The following is an 18,317-nucleotide window of genomic DNA, read 5'->3' as shown; positions in this document are numbered from 1 at the left end:
AGAAAAAGCCCACTGAGAAATCAGTGGGCTTTTTTGCATCTATCCCTCTTCAAATCTATCCCCCTTCAATTTGAAGGTTCTTTTGGCTTTACGCAACCTCGCTAGCCATACACTTTATGAGCGGCTTTCAATAACTGCATGTGAATAGGAACCAGATCTTGATGTTGAGTTCTATATCCACCACCGACTACACACGCCATCGGGATAGACTCTGATTTCGCTAAATTGATCATCAAACAATCACGCTTGAAGATCCCTTCTGTAGACACATTTAAGTAACCCAGCTCATCGTCTTGATGAATGTCGATACCCGCGTCATAAATGATGAGATCGGGCTGGTGATGAGCAATCGCCAGTTTGGTGACTTGTTCAAAACAGCGCAAAAACTCTTCGTCTTCTGTTTCGCGACTTAATGGCACATCGAAATCGGATAGCGGTTTACGTGCAGGGAAATTTTTATCGCAATGGAATGACAGAGTAATAATGTCATCATTGCCTGCACATAACGTCGCAGTGCCATCACCATGATGAACATCACTATCGACGATAAGCACTTTATCGATATGTTCAAAGATCAGTGCATGCTTGGCTGCCAACACCAGATCGTTGAAGAGACAGAAACCACTACCAAAATCGTGATGTGCATGATGATACCCACCACTGAGGTGAATCGCGACACCACTATCAATGGCCATTTCTGCCGCTAAGCAGGTTCCACCACTTGAGTAGAATGTTCTTTCGATAAGTTGTTCACTCCAAGGAAATCCGATCCGCCTCATTTTGGCCGCGGGCAAATTTCCTGAAACAAGCAGATCAACATACTCACTATCGTGTACCTGCTTTACCTGTTCAACCGAAACGGGGACTGGTTGGAACACGTCAAACATGATGTCCCATTGCGGATCGTTATCCATTAAGGCTTCAATAGCACGATGTAAAAGCTGATATTTGTTGATTGGGTAACGATGACCCTCTGGTAAAGGTAGCTGTGAATAGATTGGGTGATAAATTAAAGGAATCATAATTGGGCTAATTGCGTATCTTTCTCAAAATCATAACAGTCTCAGACTTGGCGACAACTCCAATTAATGATAATAATTATCATTACCGTTAATTCTAAGGAGAAACAGCAATGAAAAACATAATACTCATCCTTGGGGTGATCTGCGGGTCTACGGCAGCAGTAATGATTTTTGTGGGAATGCTCATGGCCAGTTGGTGGAGCGTTGATTTTCTCGTGTTAAGCCATCAAACTTAACTAATTAAACTGAAAAGGAATCACCATGAGCGCAATTTTTATTACTGGAGCGAACCGCGGTATTGGCTTAAGCCTGACTCAACAATACTTGGAAGGTAATCACAAGGTGTACACGACTTATCGAGATGCCAATTCAGCACAAGAACTGCTCTCACTCGCAGACCACAACACCAACCTTACCTGCATTCAGTTAGAGCTAACCAATTACCAAGCCGTGAGCAAACTCCCTTCGAAAATTCAGCCGATTGATATATTGATCGGCAACGCAGGCTACTATGGTCCAAAAGGCTATGGCTTGGGTAATACCGATGTCGAAGAATGGCGCCGGGTTTTTGAGATCAACACCATCGCGCCTTTAAAGCTGGTTGAAACGTTATTACCCATGTTTAAGAATAGCGATGTGAAAAAGATCGCTTGTCTGTCATCGAAAGTTGGCAGCATGGCAGAAAACACCTCAGGCGGCGGTTACCTCTATCGTTCCTCTAAAGCCGCTCTAAACTCAGTTGTGAAGAGCTTAAGTAACGACTTAACCCTAGATGGGTTTACTGTTCTTGCGCTACACCCAGGCTGGGTAAAGACTGAAATGGGCGGGCCTAATGCTTTGATCGACACCGGCACTTCCGCTTCAGGCCTGATCAACGTTATAGAGTCATCGAACACCAAAGTGAGTGGTCACTTCTTTAATTTCGATGGCAGTGAAATCGATTGGTAGTCATTTTATGAATGGTCGCTTTCTCTCAAACTTACTAACACGCCTAACATTATGTTTTCTTGTGGTGGTCATTTCTGGGTGTTTCAGTGAAAGCCCCGGCGACCTCTTCGACGACTATCACACTAAGATAGCCAGAGTACAAGGTGCCGATAGATTGAAAGAAGAATGGGCATTTGAGAGCTTACCGAGAAAGCGAGAGCTGTTTATTGATGTCCCTACTCTCTCCATCGGATTGCTCGACAGCTATCAGCTTCGACAATGTGGCTTGTTCAATCTAATCGCAGAAAAAAACTCAATACTTGGAAAAGTGACGGACGAGTTTCGCAATTACGATTACCAAGTGGCCCTCATTAAAGGTATCGATCAATGTCTATCAGTTAATGACTTAGACACCAACATCGTTGAACTACTGAAAGATGTCGAACAACAGAAACTCGCGCAATTTCCGCTACACAAGTGGAATCTCATCTATACCAGTGAGGCAATGCAATCCCAAATGCGTGGTAGTCAGTGGTTACTTGCTGATATTGATGCTCAGGTGCGACAGGCAAGTGATGCCCTAAAGCATATCAACAAAGCGTTAAACACGCCGCTCGTTTCAGGCAAAACCATAGAGGTTCAAGAAATAGTAGAGAAGAGTTCGACACTGGGAAATTTGTATTACTCGCTCGCGCGTGCTTCAGCCGAACTTGATACCATTACTAAACAGCTCTCAGCTTTTGATGACAATATCATCTGTGGTAAACAACGAGACACGACGAAATTTCGCTATCTTAACAATGTGTTCGAGCAGCAATATATAGACAAAGTTCAGCCCTACATGGCGCAATTGGATAGCTACTATCAGCAGTTAGCCCCGCAACTTGGTATGTTTGACGCGCAACCTGACCTGCACAGTTATTACTTTCCGATCCAAGATGCACATCAAGCCTTTCGATCATCCACTCGGCGCCATGTGGACTATTGGCAGCAGCTGTTTAAACGTTGTGGGCGTAAAGTCGGACGTTAATTCTAACCTCAATAAGTCTTAGCTTTTAGTGCTCTTTTTAGCGGAAGTACCTTTCTTAGCATACGTACCTGTCTTGGCATACGTACCTTTGTTGGTATGAGACTTCGCACCTCCGCCTTTACGACGTTTAAAAGCCGGTCTTTCGACTTTAGGAAGATGACGCAGAGACTCAGGAACTTCGCCTGCTTTTACCTTGCCCATCAAACCATCAACCTTGCTTTCTAGCGCTTGCATGAAAGGTTGATACGCTTGATTTCGTTCTGCCATGCCTTGCAACTGGTGCTCCCAGTGTGCCGTCATGTCTGGGAAGGTCGAATCCTCAGGTAAGGCATGAATCAAGCCTCTACCCGCAGGGCTACTGTGAATACTTTTTCCTTGTCGCGTTAGCAGGTGCCTTTTGAATAGAGTATCTAAAATGCCTGCACGGGTTGCTTCTGTGCCAAGGCCATCGGTTTCTTTCAAAATAGCTTTAAGGTCTTTATTTGCCACAAAGCGGGCAATACCTGTCATCGCTTGTAATAACGTCGCTTCGGTAAAGTGTTTTGGTGGCTCAGTTTTCTTATCGCCAATAATACCTTCACGACAAGTCAGCACAGTTCCTTTATCCAATGGAGGAACCGTATCTGTGCCGTCGCCTTTCTCTTCGGTGTCCGTTTTCCCCATCAACACTTTCCAGCCGGGGTTGATAAGCTGACGCCCTTTTGCGATGAACACGCCACCAGCGATATCAAAAACTAACTTGGCATCGGCAAAAATAGCAGGTGGATAAAACTGCATTAGGTACTGGCGAGCAATCTGCTGATATATTTTCATCTCATTGGCGGAAAGGCCATTCACTGATGACTTCTTCGGCGTAGGAATAATCGCGTGGTGAGCATCGACCTTGCTGTCGTTCCATGCTTTGGATTTAAGGGAAAGATCCGCCCCTCGAGCACCACCTTGCAGCTCTTTTGCATTATTAGCGATAGCATCGACGACCGACTCTCGTTGCGAGTAGTGATCTTTAGGTAGATAGCGGCTATCAGAACGCGGGTAAGTGATGAGTTTGTGTTTCTCGTACAACGATTGACACGTATCTAACACCTGTTGAGCACTCATGCCAAAACGCTTAGATGCATCAATTTGTAACGCTGATAGCGAATAAGGCAATGGCGCCGCTTGTTTGCTTTGCTTTTGCTCTGACTCTATCACTGTCGCAGGCTGATTCGTAATGCGGTTAGCCACGTTTTCAACCAACTTTCTGTTGAGCACTCGGCCTTCTTCGTCTTGCCACGGTTTACATGCTTCACTGGGTTTCCAACGGGCTTGAATATCAAAGCTATGGTCGTTATTTTGGTAAGGGATCAAAGCATGCAACGTGAAGTAATCTTTAGGAATGAAATTTTCGATCTCTTCATCACGCCTCACCACCAAGCCGAGTACGGGTGTCTGCACTCGCCCTACTGACAAGACGCCTTGGTAACCAGCTTTTTGACCGAGTAAGGTGTATGCGCGGGTCATGTTCATGCCATACAGCCAGTCGGCTCTAGAACGCGCTAACGCCGAAATTGAAAGTGGAATAAAATCACGGTTGCTGCGCATTTGAGAAAGTGCACGCTTTACGGCAGGTAAGTTCAAGTCGCTGATCAACAATCTGTCCATCGACTCTTTCTTAGCCTTGGAAACCTTGCAGTAATCTATCACTTCATCAACCAGCAGCTGTCCTTCTCTATCCGGGTCGCCCGCATGAACAATTTGTGTGGCGTCCTTCAAGAGCTTTCGGATCACCGTAAGCTGTTTACTTGATGTCTTACGAGGTCTTAGCTGCCACTGTTCTGGCACGATAGGAAGATCGACGAGATTCCATTTTTTGTAACGGTCGTCATAAGCGTCTGGCTCAACCTGCTCTAATAAGTGTCCAATGCACCAAGTCACCACATCCCCGTTACCACACTTAATGAACCCTTGGTCGTTCTTCTGTGGATTAGGCAATGCCGCCGCAATCGCGCGACCAAGACTGGGCTTTTCAGCAATAAAGAGACGAGACATAAAATCCAACGATAAAAACAATTAGGGCCACATTATGAAATGTGGCCCTAATAATTCAAGTGTTAATGTACATTTGTACAGTATTATTCAGCATCGCCTTGTGCGTTGGCCATCGCTTCTTTAACCAGAGGCTGTAATTCACCCTTTTGGAACATCTCAATGATGATGTCACAACCGCCGATAAGCTCGCCATTAATCCAAAGTTGTGGGAATGTAGGCCATTGCGCGTACGCTGGCAGTTCTGCACGAATATCTGGGTTTTGCAAAATATCTACATAAGCAAACTTTTCGCCACAGCCCATTAGAGCCTGTGAAGCTTGAGAAGAGAACCCACAGCTCGGTAGCTTTGGCGATCCTTTCATGTATAAAAGAATCGTGTTTTCTGCGATTTGCTGTTTGATTTTATCGATAGTTTCCATTGCTTCCTCTGTTTCTAATTCCAGCGTTTAAGCCGTTATTCTAAAGCATTGCAAAAGAATAAAAAGCTCTCAAATAGTAAGGTTATTATTTTGTTCTCATTTTGCTGTAAATTTCTTAAGAAAATGAGCACCAACTCTTTTAATAAAGTAAAAACTTGCTAAACTATATCTCAGTCAGTCTAATCGACGCAATTACAATAATATTGGACGCAACAAAAAAGAGTTCGCTCTTTGACCTCACTGGAGAATTAAGCAATGTCATTTGAATTACCAGCATTACCTTACGCAAAAGATGCACTAGCACCATACATCTCAGAAGAAACATTAGATTTCCACCACGGTAAGCACCATAACACGTACGTTGTTAAGCTAAACGGTCTTATCCCAGGCACTGAGTTTGAAGGCAAAACGCTTGAAGAAATCATCAAGACTTCAACAGGTGGCGTATTCAACAACGCAGCACAAATCTGGAACCACACATTCTACTGGCACTGTCTAGCACCAAAAGCAGGCGGCGAACCAACTGGCGCAGTTGCTGACGCGATCAACGCAGCATTCGGTTCATTTGAAGAGTTCAAAGCTAAGTTCACAGATTCAGCAATCAATAACTTTGGTTCTTCTTGGACATGGTTAGTGAAAAAAGCAGATGGCTCTCTAGACATTGTTAACACGTCTAATGCAGCAACGCCGCTAACAGACGAAGGGGTAACACCACTTCTAACTGTTGACCTTTGGGAACACGCTTACTACATCGATTTCCGTAATGTTCGTCCTGACTACATGGCTGCATTCTGGAATCTAGTCAACTGGGAATTTGTAGCAGAAAACCTAGCGAAGTAATTTAGTCAACTTCCCCTATATAATTTAGTCATATTCAAAGCCTGCATTCGTGCAGGCTTTTTCTTTATATCGTTTAGATAATAGTCAACCAACCCCGCCCTCTAGCATTAGGCGCATCTCGATAGTAGATAAATCTAAAGTTATCCAAGGACTTGCCGTTAAAAGTGAATTCAACGGGGAGTATTATGCAAGTTCATACGTTAGACAAAGCAGGCATTATCAACGAGCTACAATTTGGCTCGGGGATTAACCACGCCGTCCATGCTGGTAGGCGCGCAGATTTTACGCTGATTCTTTCGATGTTCTCAGATGATGTCCGAGACAACACGCCCGTTGAAAAAATTGATAAGCCTGAAATCACCGATCAAACTCTGCGTAAACGGTTTGAGTTGCAACCACTGCAGCAACTTCGTTCAGATCAACATTCGTATGACGTCTCAGCGGCTCAGGCCAATGCGTTTCATCACGGTGGAATGGCCAGTGCAAAATTGAATCATTATCTGACGCCAGAAGTTCTCGCATATTTACCTGAAGATACTCATGACCTTCCTGAAGAGGTGTATCACAATCTATCGGGGCACCATCGACGGCAACTTACTGAAAATAAAAATAAAACGCTTATTCCAATTGATCTCTATAACCAGTTGGTAGTGGCACAGCGTAGCTTTCAGATACAAGCCCAAGCATAGTTTCCAATCTCAAAACTAAGACCCATTCTACAAATGAATGGGTTAGTGTGACGTTATACTAATTTTAACAATTAAACCTCATCGCCTACTGCTTATTTGATGTTATTCACACTTAAGCCATTACTAATGAACCATGCTATGTGAACAAAAAAATCCCACCAATAAAAATAGACAAAGGGTATTGTCGTTCATGGATATTAAAAGCGCTGTCATTTTGATCACATCCGCGGGTTCGCCGCTAGGGGGAACGCTCGCCACTCATTTTTCTTCGTTGGGAGCAAAGTTAGTGTTGTGCGACCAAAACATCCACACCCTTAAAGAGGCCTACACACGTTGCAAAGCCATATCCGACGACGTTTACTCGTTTAAAGTAGAAAATTACTCTCTTCATGCTATTCATCAACTGTTTGATTTTGTTGATGAAAAGTTTCATCGCTCACCGGATGTTTTAGTCAACAACTGGCCAAACGCCCCACTTCCAGGGCTGACGAGCAATCAATCTGCAGAACAGTTTTCTGACCAATTGAGCACCCTTGCATCCACTCTGTTTGGGTTTGGTCAAGCAAGCGCTGAACGCATGTGCCTTGAAAAAAAGCATGGTGTGATCGTTAATGTCATCTCTGTAGATGAAAGCAAAGACTTTAAAGGCTTTGAGAATGCATCGTCGATAGTGACGGGCTTTACTCAAAGTTGGGCAAAAGAACTCACGCCTTTTAATATTCGAGTCGGCGGTGTCGTCCCTGTGTTGAGTCACTCTTCCAAAAAAAGTGATTACCATTGGCTGCAGATACAAGATGAGCTGATTAGAAATACCGAGTATATTGTGGCAAATGACTACTTTAGCGGACGTATAATGTCCGCAGAAGCAACGTAGTTGACACCACATAGAGCTGAACGATTCGCGCTGATAGCCTAACGTTTATCGTGTTTGAAAATGTCGTTCCAGGATTTGTTCAGCAGCATCTTCTATCAAATTTAACACCAGTTCGAAGCCTTTATCTCCGCCATAATAAGGATCAGGTATCTCGTCGTACTCAGACTCACTATGACTTAAGAATAGTGAAAGCTTATGCTGATGTTCTGAAGGGCAAATATCATAAAGGTCAGCCAAATTTGCTTTATCGGCGGCTAAAATAAGATCAAAATCCGTGAAGTCATTCTCCCTTACTTTTCTCGCGGTGATTCCGTCAAAACAATAACCTCTCATCTCACCCGCTTGTTGTGATCTCGAATCTGGTGCATTACCTTGGTGGTAACCTAAAGTGCCAGCGGAATCCACCGTGATGTCTATGCCTTTTTCTTTGGCTTTGGCCTTCAAAACAGACTCACCCGTTGGTGAACGGCAAATATTGCCCATGCATACCACTAGAATGGAAGGTTTTTCTTTATTATTCATAATCTTAAATCTACCTCTATGTTCGATAATTGCTGAGTAACCATTAACTTATTGAAATAATTTGATAATAGCCAGTCTGACATCCATTTTTATTTTAAAATCGACCAACAAAACGGAGATAAACGCACAGTCACCTACGTTTTCTGGATGATACGTTCTCTGGATGAATGGAGGCGGATAGGGTTACTCGTCATAAATGGTTACAATTATGCTCTATCAAAGCAACCTGTTCTTTGGCTAAAATTTACACAACCAAGGAGATATGTATGAAACGATTTAAGAACATACTTTTCGCCACCCAAGGATTGCCAGGACACAGTGATGCACTGGTACAAACGGTTAGAATGGCCGCCAACAAAGATGTCTCCGTTTCCGGCCTTATTGCCTTTCCTTACTTCCCTAACGACTTACTTCAGTACCAACAGAGTTACGAGCAATCTCTTCATGACTCTCTAAAGCAGAGTGTAAAGAACTTTCGTATTGAGCATGATATCTCTAAAGAACAAGTGCCGTTTCCCTTAATGGTCAAAAGCAGTGAACAACCCGCGGTTTGTATCATTAAAAAGGCCATCGAAAATAACCATGATCTGATCATTAAAGAAGCTGAACCATTGAATGAAGGCTCCGAAGGTTTTAAGGCCATCGACATGACCTTATTGCGTAAATGCCCATGTCCTATCTGGTTACACCGCCCTGTTACTAAACAAAGAAGCAAACGTCGTATTGCGGTCGCCGTTGACCCAATGGCATCCAGCGACGGGCACCATGCGCTTTCATTGCAACTCTTGGAATTATCCCGCTCCATTGCCGACACCTACGACAGTCGTCTGCATATTATTTCTTGTTGGGAACACTACTTGGAAAATTACCCAGACAGCCACGGCTGGATTCAAGTCGATGAAACTCAGCTTGCCGATCAAGTATCAAAAGCAAAAGTAGAGCATGAACAAGCGTTGCAAAAATTAATTGAAGAATCTGGAATTTCCGGTGAAATTGTCGTTCACCACCTTCACGGAAAACCAGACAACATGATTCCCGATTTCGTCAATGAAGCAGAAATCGATCTCCTAGCCATGGGGACATTGGCACGAACAGGGATCTCAGGCTTCGTTATTGGTAATACAGCGGAAAACATACTTCAATCCATAAACTGTTCTTTATTGGCAATGAAACCACAAGGCTTTGTTTCTCCAATCACATTGTCGTAATGACGTCTTTCACTTTCAAAGTAAACCCTCAAGCCAGTATCATTTGGATTGAGGGTTGCTCACTGTTTTTAATTTCTCTCAATCATTTCCTAATCGCAGGTTCTGGAGGCTACTAACTTCGGTTATGATAGTCAGCATGAATTGTATAAAAAGGACTTATCATGTCAGTTAATGACAGCAAAGAATCTCGCCATAAAGCTCGCCAACAAAAAGTAAAAGAAAAAGTGGATGAAAGAGTCGCGGCCGCACAGAAAGAAAAAGGCTTGCTGCTCGTGATTACCGGTAATGGAAAAGGTAAATCCACTTCGGGCTTTGGCACTATCGCGCGTGCAGTAGGCCATGGACAGCAATGTGCCGTTGCTCAATTTATCAAAGGTACATGGGACAACGGAGAGAAGAACCTTCTTGAAAAGTTAGGCGTAGAATTCCAAGTCATGGCGACCGGCTTCACTTGGGAAACGCAAGATAAGACGGCGGATACAGAAGCGGCACAAAAAGTGTGGCAAGAGTGTAAACGCATGCTAAAAGATGACACCATCGACGTGATTCTATTTGATGAGCTGACCTATATGGTTAGCTACAGCTATATAGAGTTAGAAGAAGTCCTTGAAGCACTTAACAACCGTCCGGCTATGCAATCGGTCATCATCACAGGCCGAGGGGCGCATCGCAGCCTCATCGAGCTTGCTGACACCGTTTCTGAAGTGAAAAATGTGAAGCACGCGTTTGAGTCGGGAGTGAAAGCACTGAAAGGTGTTGATTGGTAAAAAACCAAACTCGAAGTCAATAAGCTGAAGGACTGCAATGGTGGTCCTTCTTCGTTAATGCGTTTTCAAAAGCCAAAGTAACTCAGCGCAAACAATATTCACTAACATAGAGACACCAATTTAGGCTGTTTTGAGCTAAGCGGTTACTCGATATAAAATATGATCTTTAGTGTCTGAACACTCGTATTCTTATTTGAATCAAGCGGCATTATAACGATGAAAATCCGCATCAGTGATGTCACCCCATCTACACACAACACAAAGAGGTTTTATGCACACCGCATTCATTAGCATTGGCAGTAACATTAATCGGGAACACCACGTTACTGAAGCTCTGAATACTCTTGAACAGCACTTTTCTCCTCTTATTGTTTCGCCCGCTTATGACTGTGAACCTATCGGCTTTATAGGGAATAACTTTTTAAACTTAGTCGTCGAGATTCAATGTCAGTTAACGGTTAGTGAACTGGCTAACCTTCTTCGTCAAATCGAAGATAATAACGGCAGAATAAGAGAAGGGGACAAGTTTGCATCACGAACTCTCGACCTCGACATTCTCACCTATGACGACGAAATCGGGTGTATCGATGGCATTGAGCTTCCTAGAGGAGAGATCACTCAAAACGCCTTTGTATTGCAACCACTCGCTGACATAGCCGCCAACCATATCCACCCTATCACTCAACAAACCTACCAAGAGCTTTGGGACAACTATGATCAAAGCAGCCAGAAATTGGCAAGCATTCACTTCAAATGGCCTTAACATTACCGACCTTACTAAACCAGGGTCTGCGATCAACGACTTCAACGTAGACCGAAAGCAGTATACGCCAACAAAAACTCTCCCTTAGCAGAAGGTTTATGATCCTTTGTCCATTTCGCTTCGTAGTAATCTTTACTGTTAATCTTACTGTACAGCGATTGGAATATCCTATGAATCACAATGCGATCATCACCATTACCAACCTTAGGCTGCGTACTTTTATTGGCTTCAATGAGGAAGAAAAAAGCAAACAGCAAGATATTATTATCAATGCAGAGATTCACTATCCTGCTAACCACCTTTGCCTCACCGACGATGTCGACAACGCTTTAAACTACAAAAACATATGTAAAAGTATTATCTCGCATGTTGAATCTGGGCGCTTTCTACTCCTGGAAAAACTGACCAGTGACGTATTGGGGCTGTGTGTCGATCACCCTTGGGTTAGTTATGCGCAAGTGAAAATTGATAAGCCTCATGCCCTGCGATTTGCAGACTCTGTTTCATTGACCCTTACTTATCAAGCAGAATCAGGAGAAGTCCAATGATTACATTAGAAGCTCAAAAAGTCAGAGACACCCTGATTGCCAAAGGTTTAGAGACGCCATTGTTGCCAACTCAAATGACAGCTGATGAGAAATATAATCGAATCCGAGGTCTACTTACTGAGGTTGTGAGCACGTTAGGATTAGATTTAAATGATGATAGCTTGGCCGAAACCCCACATCGTATTGCAAAAATGTACGTTCATGAGATATTTTCCGGCTTAGATTACCAGAACTTTCCAAAAATTAGCGTTATAGAAAATAAAATGGCCGTCGATGAAATGGTCAACGTGTCCAACATCAATCTAACGTCAACATGCGAGCACCACTTTATTACCATTGATGGTTTAGCACAGGTCGCCTATATTCCATCGACTAAAATTATTGGCCTCTCAAAGATTAACCGAATTGTCCGTTTCTTCGCGCAGCGACCACAAGTTCAAGAGCGTTTGACACAACAAATTCTCGTCGCTATTCAGACCTTAACAGAAACCGAAGATGTAGCAGTGTCTATCAACGCCACCCATTACTGTGTGAAGTCTCGTGGAGTTATGGATACCAATTCAGAAACTTCGACCACCGCATTAGGGGGAATATTCAAAACGAACCCTCAAACCCGAGCGGAGTTTTTACGATGAACAACGCAATTTTGGTAACCGGAGTCGGAAAACGGCTCGGCTTTGCCCTAGCTCAACAGCTTCTGACGCAAGGGTTTCAAGTCATAGGGACTTACAGAACGGAATACAAAGAACTCGATACACTACGAGACTCAGGGGCCGACTTGCATCGGGTCGATTTTTACCAGCAAGATAGCTTAGATGGCTTCTTAGTCGATATCGCGCAGCAGTACACGACTCTTCGAGCTATCGTACACAATGCATCCGATTGGCTGCCAGACGATCATGTAGGGCCAAATAATCGCATCAATTCAGCCGATATCTTGCATAAGATGATGACCATTCATGTCTCTGTACCGTACCAGATAAACTTAGCGCTGAAAGGGTTGTTGAGTTACGAGGATAGTTCTTCTGACATCATACATATTAGTGATTTTGTGGCTGAAAAAGGCAGTAAAAAACACATCGCCTATGCGGCGAGTAAAGCCGCATTAAATAACCTAACGCTGTCATTTTCGGCACTTCTCGCGCCCAATATCAAGGTGAATACTCTTTCACCTGCTCTGATAAAATTTAACCAGCACGATACTGAACAGTATAAGCAAAAAGCTCTGAAAAAAGCCCTCATCCCAGCGGAAGCGGGCTTTGAAGAGATCATTGATGGGGTGATGTTTATTTTATCGAGCCACTATATGACGGGAAGAAACCTACAGCTGGATGGCGGTAGACACCTAAAATAACCACTTTATAAGGTGAACCTAGCACTGATGAAACATGGCGTACCGTATCACCTTAAATCATAGGAGAAGTCGACAAAGCCTAGCCGATATAAATATGAGTTATATGCCGCTCTACAGTCAAAAAAATAGGGGCGCACCTTGCGACCCTATTTCCCCTCAAGAAATGGTCTTCCTAAAAGACTATTTTCTGAACAAACCAATTTCTTAATAACTCTCTGAACAAACAACTCTCTTCAAAGACAATGGCTGTTTTACACTTAGTTAAAGAAACCTTTTAAAACGCCTTTAATGGCATCCTTGGTTTTCTCATCACCAAGCTTATCACCGTATTTTTCTTCCAGTTTTTCTAGACCACGGTCCAGTTCTTTTTCTGCTTTTTGCTTCAACACATCGTCAAAAACCAGAGCAAACTTTGGTTGCACCCAAGAGCCTGTCACTTGAATCGGAATCGTCACATCTTTCAGGTCATCGATATTCTTACCACCCTGCCCTTGTAACGAACCAACGATAGAAGTACGTACCAGGAAGTTCACGGTTTCATCGATGTAATTGGCACTGCCTTCACCATGAATACGAAGCAATGGCGACTGCATAGACAGATTATTCGTTGTCACTATCCCTTTATTAAGCTTCAACGTCGCTTTCATGGCGCTGAAATCTGTTTTCTGAGGACCGGTTTGCTCTTCAACTTTTTCACCTTTTATCTTGGCGTAATTAACTCGAATCAACTGCGCAACGTTAATCCCATTCACCGCACCATCTTCAAAGTTGATATTAATCGTACCCACTAAGTTTTTCTTAATACCGGTTTCAGTCAAGCTCTTACCTTTAACGTCAACATCGATATTTCCGGTACCTTCTAGCATTTCGTTTTGAGCAACATCTCTAAGCAAAGGCAACACTTTTACGCCTTTAATACGTTTCTTCGCTGTATACGTTGCTGGTGACTGACGTGCATCTAATTTTGCATTGGCTGAAATGGAACCGCTGTACAATTTCGAGCTAAATGATGTCAGTTCAGCGATTCCACGATTAACAGAAAATTGCGCCGAGACATCTTGCATTCTTGCGTTATTGGCTTTGAACTTATCAATAACAATCGAACCTTTCACATCTAACGTGTTCAATGCCGTTAGGTCAGGTTCCACTTCCGCCGTTTGCTCACTCGGTTTGGTTGGGGAAGTCTTCGCAGCCTGACCGCCACTTTCAGTTTTGTTTGATGAGGTTGTGGTATCACTTCCCTTTTGAGTACTCGCTTGTGCGCTACCTAAGCCTAAGAACTCATCCAGATCGATGTTCGGACTATGAAGATTGAATCGAACCTTAGGAATATCAAGCAATGTAATATTCGCTTCACCATCCAGTTCGATAGCATTTGCGGTTAACTTTTCAAGAATAAATTGAAGATGGCTTTTGGTTAAATCAAAACTTAAGTCCGACGCCATATCCACTTTCATAGGTGACTGAGGTAAGGAATCCCCGATGAACGTGGCATCCAGAGTTAACTGATTGAGAAGAACCTTAGATATCGCACTGTCGATGTTTAACTGAGTAGAGCCTTTAATGTCGAGTTCAAGACCCGCAGCATTACCCGCTATAACATAAGTTAGGTTATTTACTTTGTCGAACTCAAAGGTATCCAAGCCAATTTTGGCAGAATCAATGCTATTTTGTGGATCACTGAAGCTTGCTTCTAAATCGATATTCTTAAGCGCATAGTGAGAAAAATCAGACGCCAGCTTGAACTCCGCTTGGCCTTTTGCTGCAAACTTTTGTTGGTTATTTTGACCTTTGGCTGCAAAGGTAGCAACCGTCCAGTTATCGAACTCAAACTGCGATAACCCCAGGGAAACATCGTACAGCTTAGTTAGTGAACCCGCCTGGTGATCTTGGATTTCCAATACCGCGTTCGACACGGTCACACCCGCTAGGTTGATCGTCCACTGAGCGGATGCATCGGAAATCGAGCCTGACGAAGTAGATTCACTTGAACCAGCCTGGGCTTCTGTAGGTGGCGTTTCTGCTGTTTGATTTACTGTGGGTTCGCTTGGCACTTGAGTCAATGCATCAATATTGCGCTCACCCGACTTTAACGTTTCAAGATAAAACTCGGCACCGTCAAGTGTGATATTGCCTATCTCTAATTGCTGACTAAACAGTGGCATGACGGATACATCAATACCAATTGATTCCACTTTGAACAAGTTTGGCTGGCTAAAACCCTTCGGATTTCTTAATTCTGTCTTACCCAGTTCAAAACCAATTGAAGGAAAAAACTGCCAACTTATGTCCCCTTCAATCACTAAATCTAACCCAGTCTGTTGCTTTGCTTGATCGATGATCAAAGGTTTGAATTGATTCGGATTAACGAGAAAAATGAGTGCAGCGACCGCTATAAAAACAGCGAACAGAGGGATGGCAATGAATAAAAACAGTTTTTTCATTAGCTTTTTCCTTGCTTGAGGTAATTCCTTTCATCATTGTCTAGGAATTAAAAAAAAGAAAGTGGCACCTAAAGTGCCACTTCTTATCATAAAAATAAAGACTCATCGGCAACTAAACCTAAGAATCCAATCTTTTTACATTTCAACCCATTAAGCTTTCAGGTTTTATGCTTTTAATAACTTAGCAATGTGTGCTTTCAATACATCAATAGCAATTCGGTTCTTACCACCGCGCGGAACAATGATGTCGGCGTACTGCTTAGATGGCTCGATAAACTGCATGAACATAGGACGAACCGTCTCTTGGTATTGAGTTAATACCGATTCCATTGAACGATCTCGTTCTTCTACATCACGTTTTACGCGTCGAAGTAAACAAATATCTAACGGAGTATCCATAAATACCGTTGCGTGCATTAATTTACGCAACCTAGGATCGGTTAACAGCAAAATACCTTCTAATATAATCACTTTTTTTGGTGTGAGTGTTCTTGAGTTAGGTAGACGTGTATGTTCGGTATAACTGTATTCAGGGACTTCGACTTCTTGACCTTTGATCAACTTCTCTAGGTGTTCGCAAAGCAAGTCATGATCTAACGCTTTAGGATGATCGTAATTGGTTTTTACCCGTTCTTCCATGCTAAGGTGAGTTTGATCGTTGTAGTAACAGTCTTCCGTGATAACGCCGATTTGGTTATCGCCCACTTTTGCTCGCAGCTCTTTATAGATAGTACTTGCGATAAGGCTTTTACCAGAAGCCGATGCGCCAGCAATTCCGACGATGACACATTGATTATTCTCAGACATTTTTTACACCCAGTGATGGTTTGGAGAAACAAATAAACGGGCCGATTATAGGGAGTTCATTCTTTAGATTCTAGTCACGAACCGAGTTTAATGTCAGCTTTTGCCTAAATAGAATAACAAACCATCATGCAATCGATTACTTGATATATGTAGCCTGCTTTTTACTCGTCAATGAGTTGAAAATTGATCACGTCTGGCTTAGGTTTCCCCTGCCAATATAAGCAACTGCACACACGTTCTGCTAAATCTAGATAACGTTTTTTGTGCTCACTATCGACATTGGACGCCACAGTAGGCACACCTCGGTCTATATCTTCCCTAACTTGGATATGCAATGGGATTTGAGCAAGCAAAGACAACCCATATTCAGCGGATAAGCTTTGCGCCCCACCAGCACCGAAAATATGCTCTTTTTCGCCACAATGGCTGCAAATGTGGTAACTCATGTTTTCAACTAAGCCGATCACAGGAACGTCAACTTTTCTAAACATGGCCGCGCCTTTTCGTGCATCCGCCAAAGCAAGATCTTGTGGTGTGGTGACAATAACCGCCCCAGTAACCGGAATTTGCTGAGATAATGTGAGCTGAATATCGCCTGTTCCCGGTGGCATATCGATCACCAAGTAATCGAGATCAGGCCATTCCGTCTCATTCACCAATTGGGCTAACGCTTTCGATGCCATTGGCCCTCGCCAGATCGCTGCTTCATTTTTATCGACTAAATAACCAATAGAATGGGTGTAAATGCCATGCGCTTCGATCGGTTGCATCCACTTGTTATCTCTAACCTGTGGTTTTGCGTCCTCTTGACCTATCATCATTGGTACTGATGGGCCATAGATATCCGCATCCAGCAAACCGACTCTAGCCCCAGATTGTGCAATGGCCAGCGCCAAGTTAACCGCGGTTGTGGACTTGCCAACCCCTCCTTTAGCCGATGTAACGGCAATGACGTTTTTTACCCCTTTGATCGGTTGAGAAGCTTGAGTATGAAGCGCCTTGACACTGGTCGTTACTGAAAACTGGAATGAGGACACTTCTTGAGACGCCTGAGCAGAGGTTATCCAGTTCTCCAAACTTTGCACAAGCTCATTGGCAGCAAAGGGAACTTCGATCTGGAAAACACCGGTCGGCAGAATCGTAACTATTCCTGCTTGATTCGCCCAACCTTCGATGAGACTAGGGTGAGAAAATTCATTGAGCCACAGGCAAAAATCCTGTTTAGATTGAAACTGATGCATACGTTCTCCTTTTTCATCATCCTAACACTCGCTTGCTTCTGACTGAACCCCAAAAAATTTGGGGGAATAGCCCATGTCACATCTTGGCGTTAACCGCGTCATGCGGTAGTATTAGCCATCATTTTACACCTATCAATGAAAGCGAATAATTAAGTATGGCAACTGAACCAAGAAACTCTTCTGCTAGGAAACTACTGGTAACTTGTGCCCTTCCGTACGCTAACGGTTCAATCCACCTTGGGCATATGCTTGAGCATATCCAAGCGGATATTTGGGTTCGTTATCAGCGTCTACGCGGCAACACTGTAAACTTCATCTGCGCGGACGATGCTCACGGCACACCGATCATGCTTAAAGCACAACAGATGGGTATTACACCAGAAGAGATGATTGCGGCAGTTAGCGAAGAACATCAAAAAGACTTCGCCGGTTTTGATATCAGTTTTGATAACTACCACAGCACGCACTCTGAAGAGAATCGCGAACTGGCCTCGCATATCTATCTTGAACTGAAAAAGAACGGTTTTATTTCTAGCCGTACTATCTCTCAACTGTTCGACCCAGAAAAAGAGATGTTCTTACCAGACCGTTTTGTAAAAGGCACTTGCCCTAAGTGTAAGTCTGAAGACCAATATGGCGACAACTGCGATAACTGTGGCGAGACATACAGCCCAACTGAACTGATTAACCCTAAATCAGCAGTATCAGGCGCAACGCCAGTGATGAAAGATTCAGAGCACTTTTTCTTCGATCTTCCTCAATTTGAAAGCATGCTAAAAGAGTGGACTCGTTCTGGCTCGCTGCAAAACGAAACCGCCAACAAAATGCAGGAAT

Annotated in this window: 19 protein-coding genes; 12 read left to right on the top strand and 7 right to left on the bottom strand. The window is 43.4% G+C overall.

The window, feature by feature from the left end:
- Window positions 1-101 precede the first annotated feature (101 nt).
- A complete protein-coding gene (locus A1QO_RS08475; RefSeq protein ID WP_017033127.1) occupies window positions 102-1,022 on the bottom strand; it encodes a histone deacetylase family protein in 921 nt (306 codons plus the stop codon).
- A 261-nt stretch (window positions 1,023-1,283) separates the two neighbouring features.
- Here A1QO_RS08475 and A1QO_RS08470 point away from each other — a divergent pair, with 261 nt between their 5' ends.
- Both A1QO_RS08470 and A1QO_RS08465 read left to right on the top strand, forming a co-directional pair.
- On the top strand, window positions 1,284-1,970 hold the full coding sequence (locus tag A1QO_RS08470; protein ID WP_017040352.1) for an SDR family oxidoreductase: 687 nt from the start codon (window positions 1,284-1,286) through the stop codon (window positions 1,968-1,970).
- Complete coding sequence (locus A1QO_RS08465; protein WP_038131870.1) at window positions 1,948-2,979, top strand: DUF3080 domain-containing protein; 1,032 nt, start codon at window positions 1,948-1,950, stop codon at window positions 2,977-2,979. The genes A1QO_RS08470 and A1QO_RS08465 overlap by 23 nt, the downstream gene beginning before the upstream one ends.
- Before the next feature lie 18 nt (window positions 2,980-2,997).
- On the opposite strand, the gene A1QO_RS08460 is transcribed toward A1QO_RS08465, so the two are convergent.
- Complete coding sequence (locus tag A1QO_RS08460; RefSeq protein WP_017040350.1) at window positions 2,998-5,007, bottom strand: DNA topoisomerase III; 2,010 nt, start codon at window positions 5,005-5,007, stop codon at window positions 2,998-3,000.
- An 83-nt stretch (window positions 5,008-5,090) separates the two neighbouring features.
- A complete protein-coding gene (gene grxD, locus A1QO_RS08455) occupies window positions 5,091-5,426 on the bottom strand; it encodes a Grx4 family monothiol glutaredoxin (RefSeq protein WP_017033132.1) in 336 nt (111 codons plus the stop codon).
- 255 nt (window positions 5,427-5,681) lie between these two features.
- Between grxD and sodB the strand changes: the two genes are divergently transcribed.
- The 3 genes from sodB (at window position 5,682) to A1QO_RS08440 (ending at window position 7,829) form a co-directional block, all read left to right on the top strand.
- Entirely contained in the window at window positions 5,682-6,266 is a 585-nt protein-coding gene (gene sodB, locus A1QO_RS08450; RefSeq protein ID WP_017040349.1) for a superoxide dismutase [Fe], read from the top strand.
- A 185-nt stretch (window positions 6,267-6,451) separates the two neighbouring features.
- Window positions 6,452-6,955: a VC2046/SO_2500 family protein gene (locus tag A1QO_RS08445; RefSeq protein WP_017041511.1), complete on the top strand. Its 504-nt coding sequence runs from the start codon at window positions 6,452-6,454 to the stop codon at window positions 6,953-6,955.
- 190 nt (window positions 6,956-7,145) lie between these two features.
- The gene (locus A1QO_RS08440) at window positions 7,146-7,829 is read left to right on the top strand and encodes an SDR family oxidoreductase (protein WP_017041510.1); all 684 of its coding nucleotides are present in this window, start codon (window positions 7,146-7,148) and stop codon (window positions 7,827-7,829) included.
- 45 nt (window positions 7,830-7,874) lie between these two features.
- Here A1QO_RS08440 and A1QO_RS08435 read toward each other — a convergent pair whose 3' ends face one another.
- Complete coding sequence (locus A1QO_RS08435) at window positions 7,875-8,351, bottom strand: low molecular weight protein-tyrosine-phosphatase (protein WP_017033136.1); 477 nt, start codon at window positions 8,349-8,351, stop codon at window positions 7,875-7,877.
- Between the two features lie 266 nt (window positions 8,352-8,617).
- On the opposite strand from A1QO_RS08435, the gene A1QO_RS08430 reads away from it, so the two are divergent.
- From A1QO_RS08430 to folM, 6 genes are all read left to right on the top strand, one after another.
- Complete coding sequence (locus tag A1QO_RS08430; RefSeq protein WP_017033137.1) at window positions 8,618-9,559, top strand: universal stress protein; 942 nt, start codon at window positions 8,618-8,620, stop codon at window positions 9,557-9,559.
- Between the two features lie 161 nt (window positions 9,560-9,720).
- Entirely contained in the window at window positions 9,721-10,326 is a 606-nt protein-coding gene (gene cobO / locus A1QO_RS08425; RefSeq protein WP_017041509.1) for a cob(I)yrinic acid a,c-diamide adenosyltransferase, read from the top strand.
- Between the two features lie 271 nt (window positions 10,327-10,597).
- Entirely contained in the window at window positions 10,598-11,089 is a 492-nt protein-coding gene (gene folK, locus A1QO_RS08420) for a 2-amino-4-hydroxy-6-hydroxymethyldihydropteridine diphosphokinase (RefSeq protein ID WP_017041508.1), read from the top strand.
- A 170-nt stretch (window positions 11,090-11,259) separates the two neighbouring features.
- Complete coding sequence (gene folX / locus A1QO_RS08415) at window positions 11,260-11,637, top strand: dihydroneopterin triphosphate 2'-epimerase (RefSeq protein ID WP_017033140.1); 378 nt, start codon at window positions 11,260-11,262, stop codon at window positions 11,635-11,637.
- The gene (folE, locus tag A1QO_RS08410; protein ID WP_017033141.1) at window positions 11,634-12,272 is read left to right on the top strand and encodes a GTP cyclohydrolase I FolE; all 639 of its coding nucleotides are present in this window, start codon (window positions 11,634-11,636) and stop codon (window positions 12,270-12,272) included. The genes folX and folE overlap by 4 nt, the downstream gene beginning before the upstream one ends.
- Entirely contained in the window at window positions 12,269-12,991 is a 723-nt protein-coding gene (gene folM / locus A1QO_RS08405) for a dihydromonapterin reductase (protein WP_017041507.1), read from the top strand. Before folE ends, folM begins: the two co-directional genes overlap by 4 nt.
- 257 nt (window positions 12,992-13,248) lie before the next feature.
- Here folM and A1QO_RS08400 read toward each other — a convergent pair whose 3' ends face one another.
- The 3 genes from A1QO_RS08400 to apbC form a co-directional block, all read right to left on the bottom strand.
- Window positions 13,249-15,435, bottom strand: coding sequence for an AsmA family protein (locus A1QO_RS08400; protein ID WP_017041506.1), 2,187 nt, complete (start codon window positions 15,433-15,435; stop codon window positions 13,249-13,251).
- 165 nt (window positions 15,436-15,600) lie between these two features.
- Window positions 15,601-16,242, bottom strand: a complete 642-nt coding sequence (gene udk / locus A1QO_RS08395; RefSeq protein WP_017033144.1) for a uridine kinase — start codon at window positions 16,240-16,242, stop codon at window positions 15,601-15,603.
- A 161-nt stretch (window positions 16,243-16,403) separates the two neighbouring features.
- Window positions 16,404-17,483 carry an iron-sulfur cluster carrier protein ApbC gene (gene apbC, locus A1QO_RS08390; RefSeq protein WP_017041505.1) on the bottom strand — a complete coding sequence of 360 codons (1,080 nt, stop codon included), beginning with the start codon at window positions 17,481-17,483 and terminating at the stop codon, window positions 16,404-16,406.
- 155 nt (window positions 17,484-17,638) lie between these two features.
- On the opposite strand from apbC, the gene A1QO_RS08385 reads away from it, so the two are divergent.
- A partial coding sequence (locus A1QO_RS08385; protein ID WP_017041504.1) for a class I tRNA ligase family protein occupies window positions 17,639-18,317 on the top strand: 679 nt, incomplete at its 3' end.

The sequence above is a fragment of the Vibrio genomosp. F10 str. ZF-129 genome (genome assembly GCF_000287055.2).
GTDB lineage: Bacteria > Pseudomonadota > Gammaproteobacteria > Enterobacterales > Vibrionaceae > Vibrio.
Note: the sequence above shows the minus strand (reverse complement) of the source record. Positions and strands in the feature narration are given on the sequence as shown.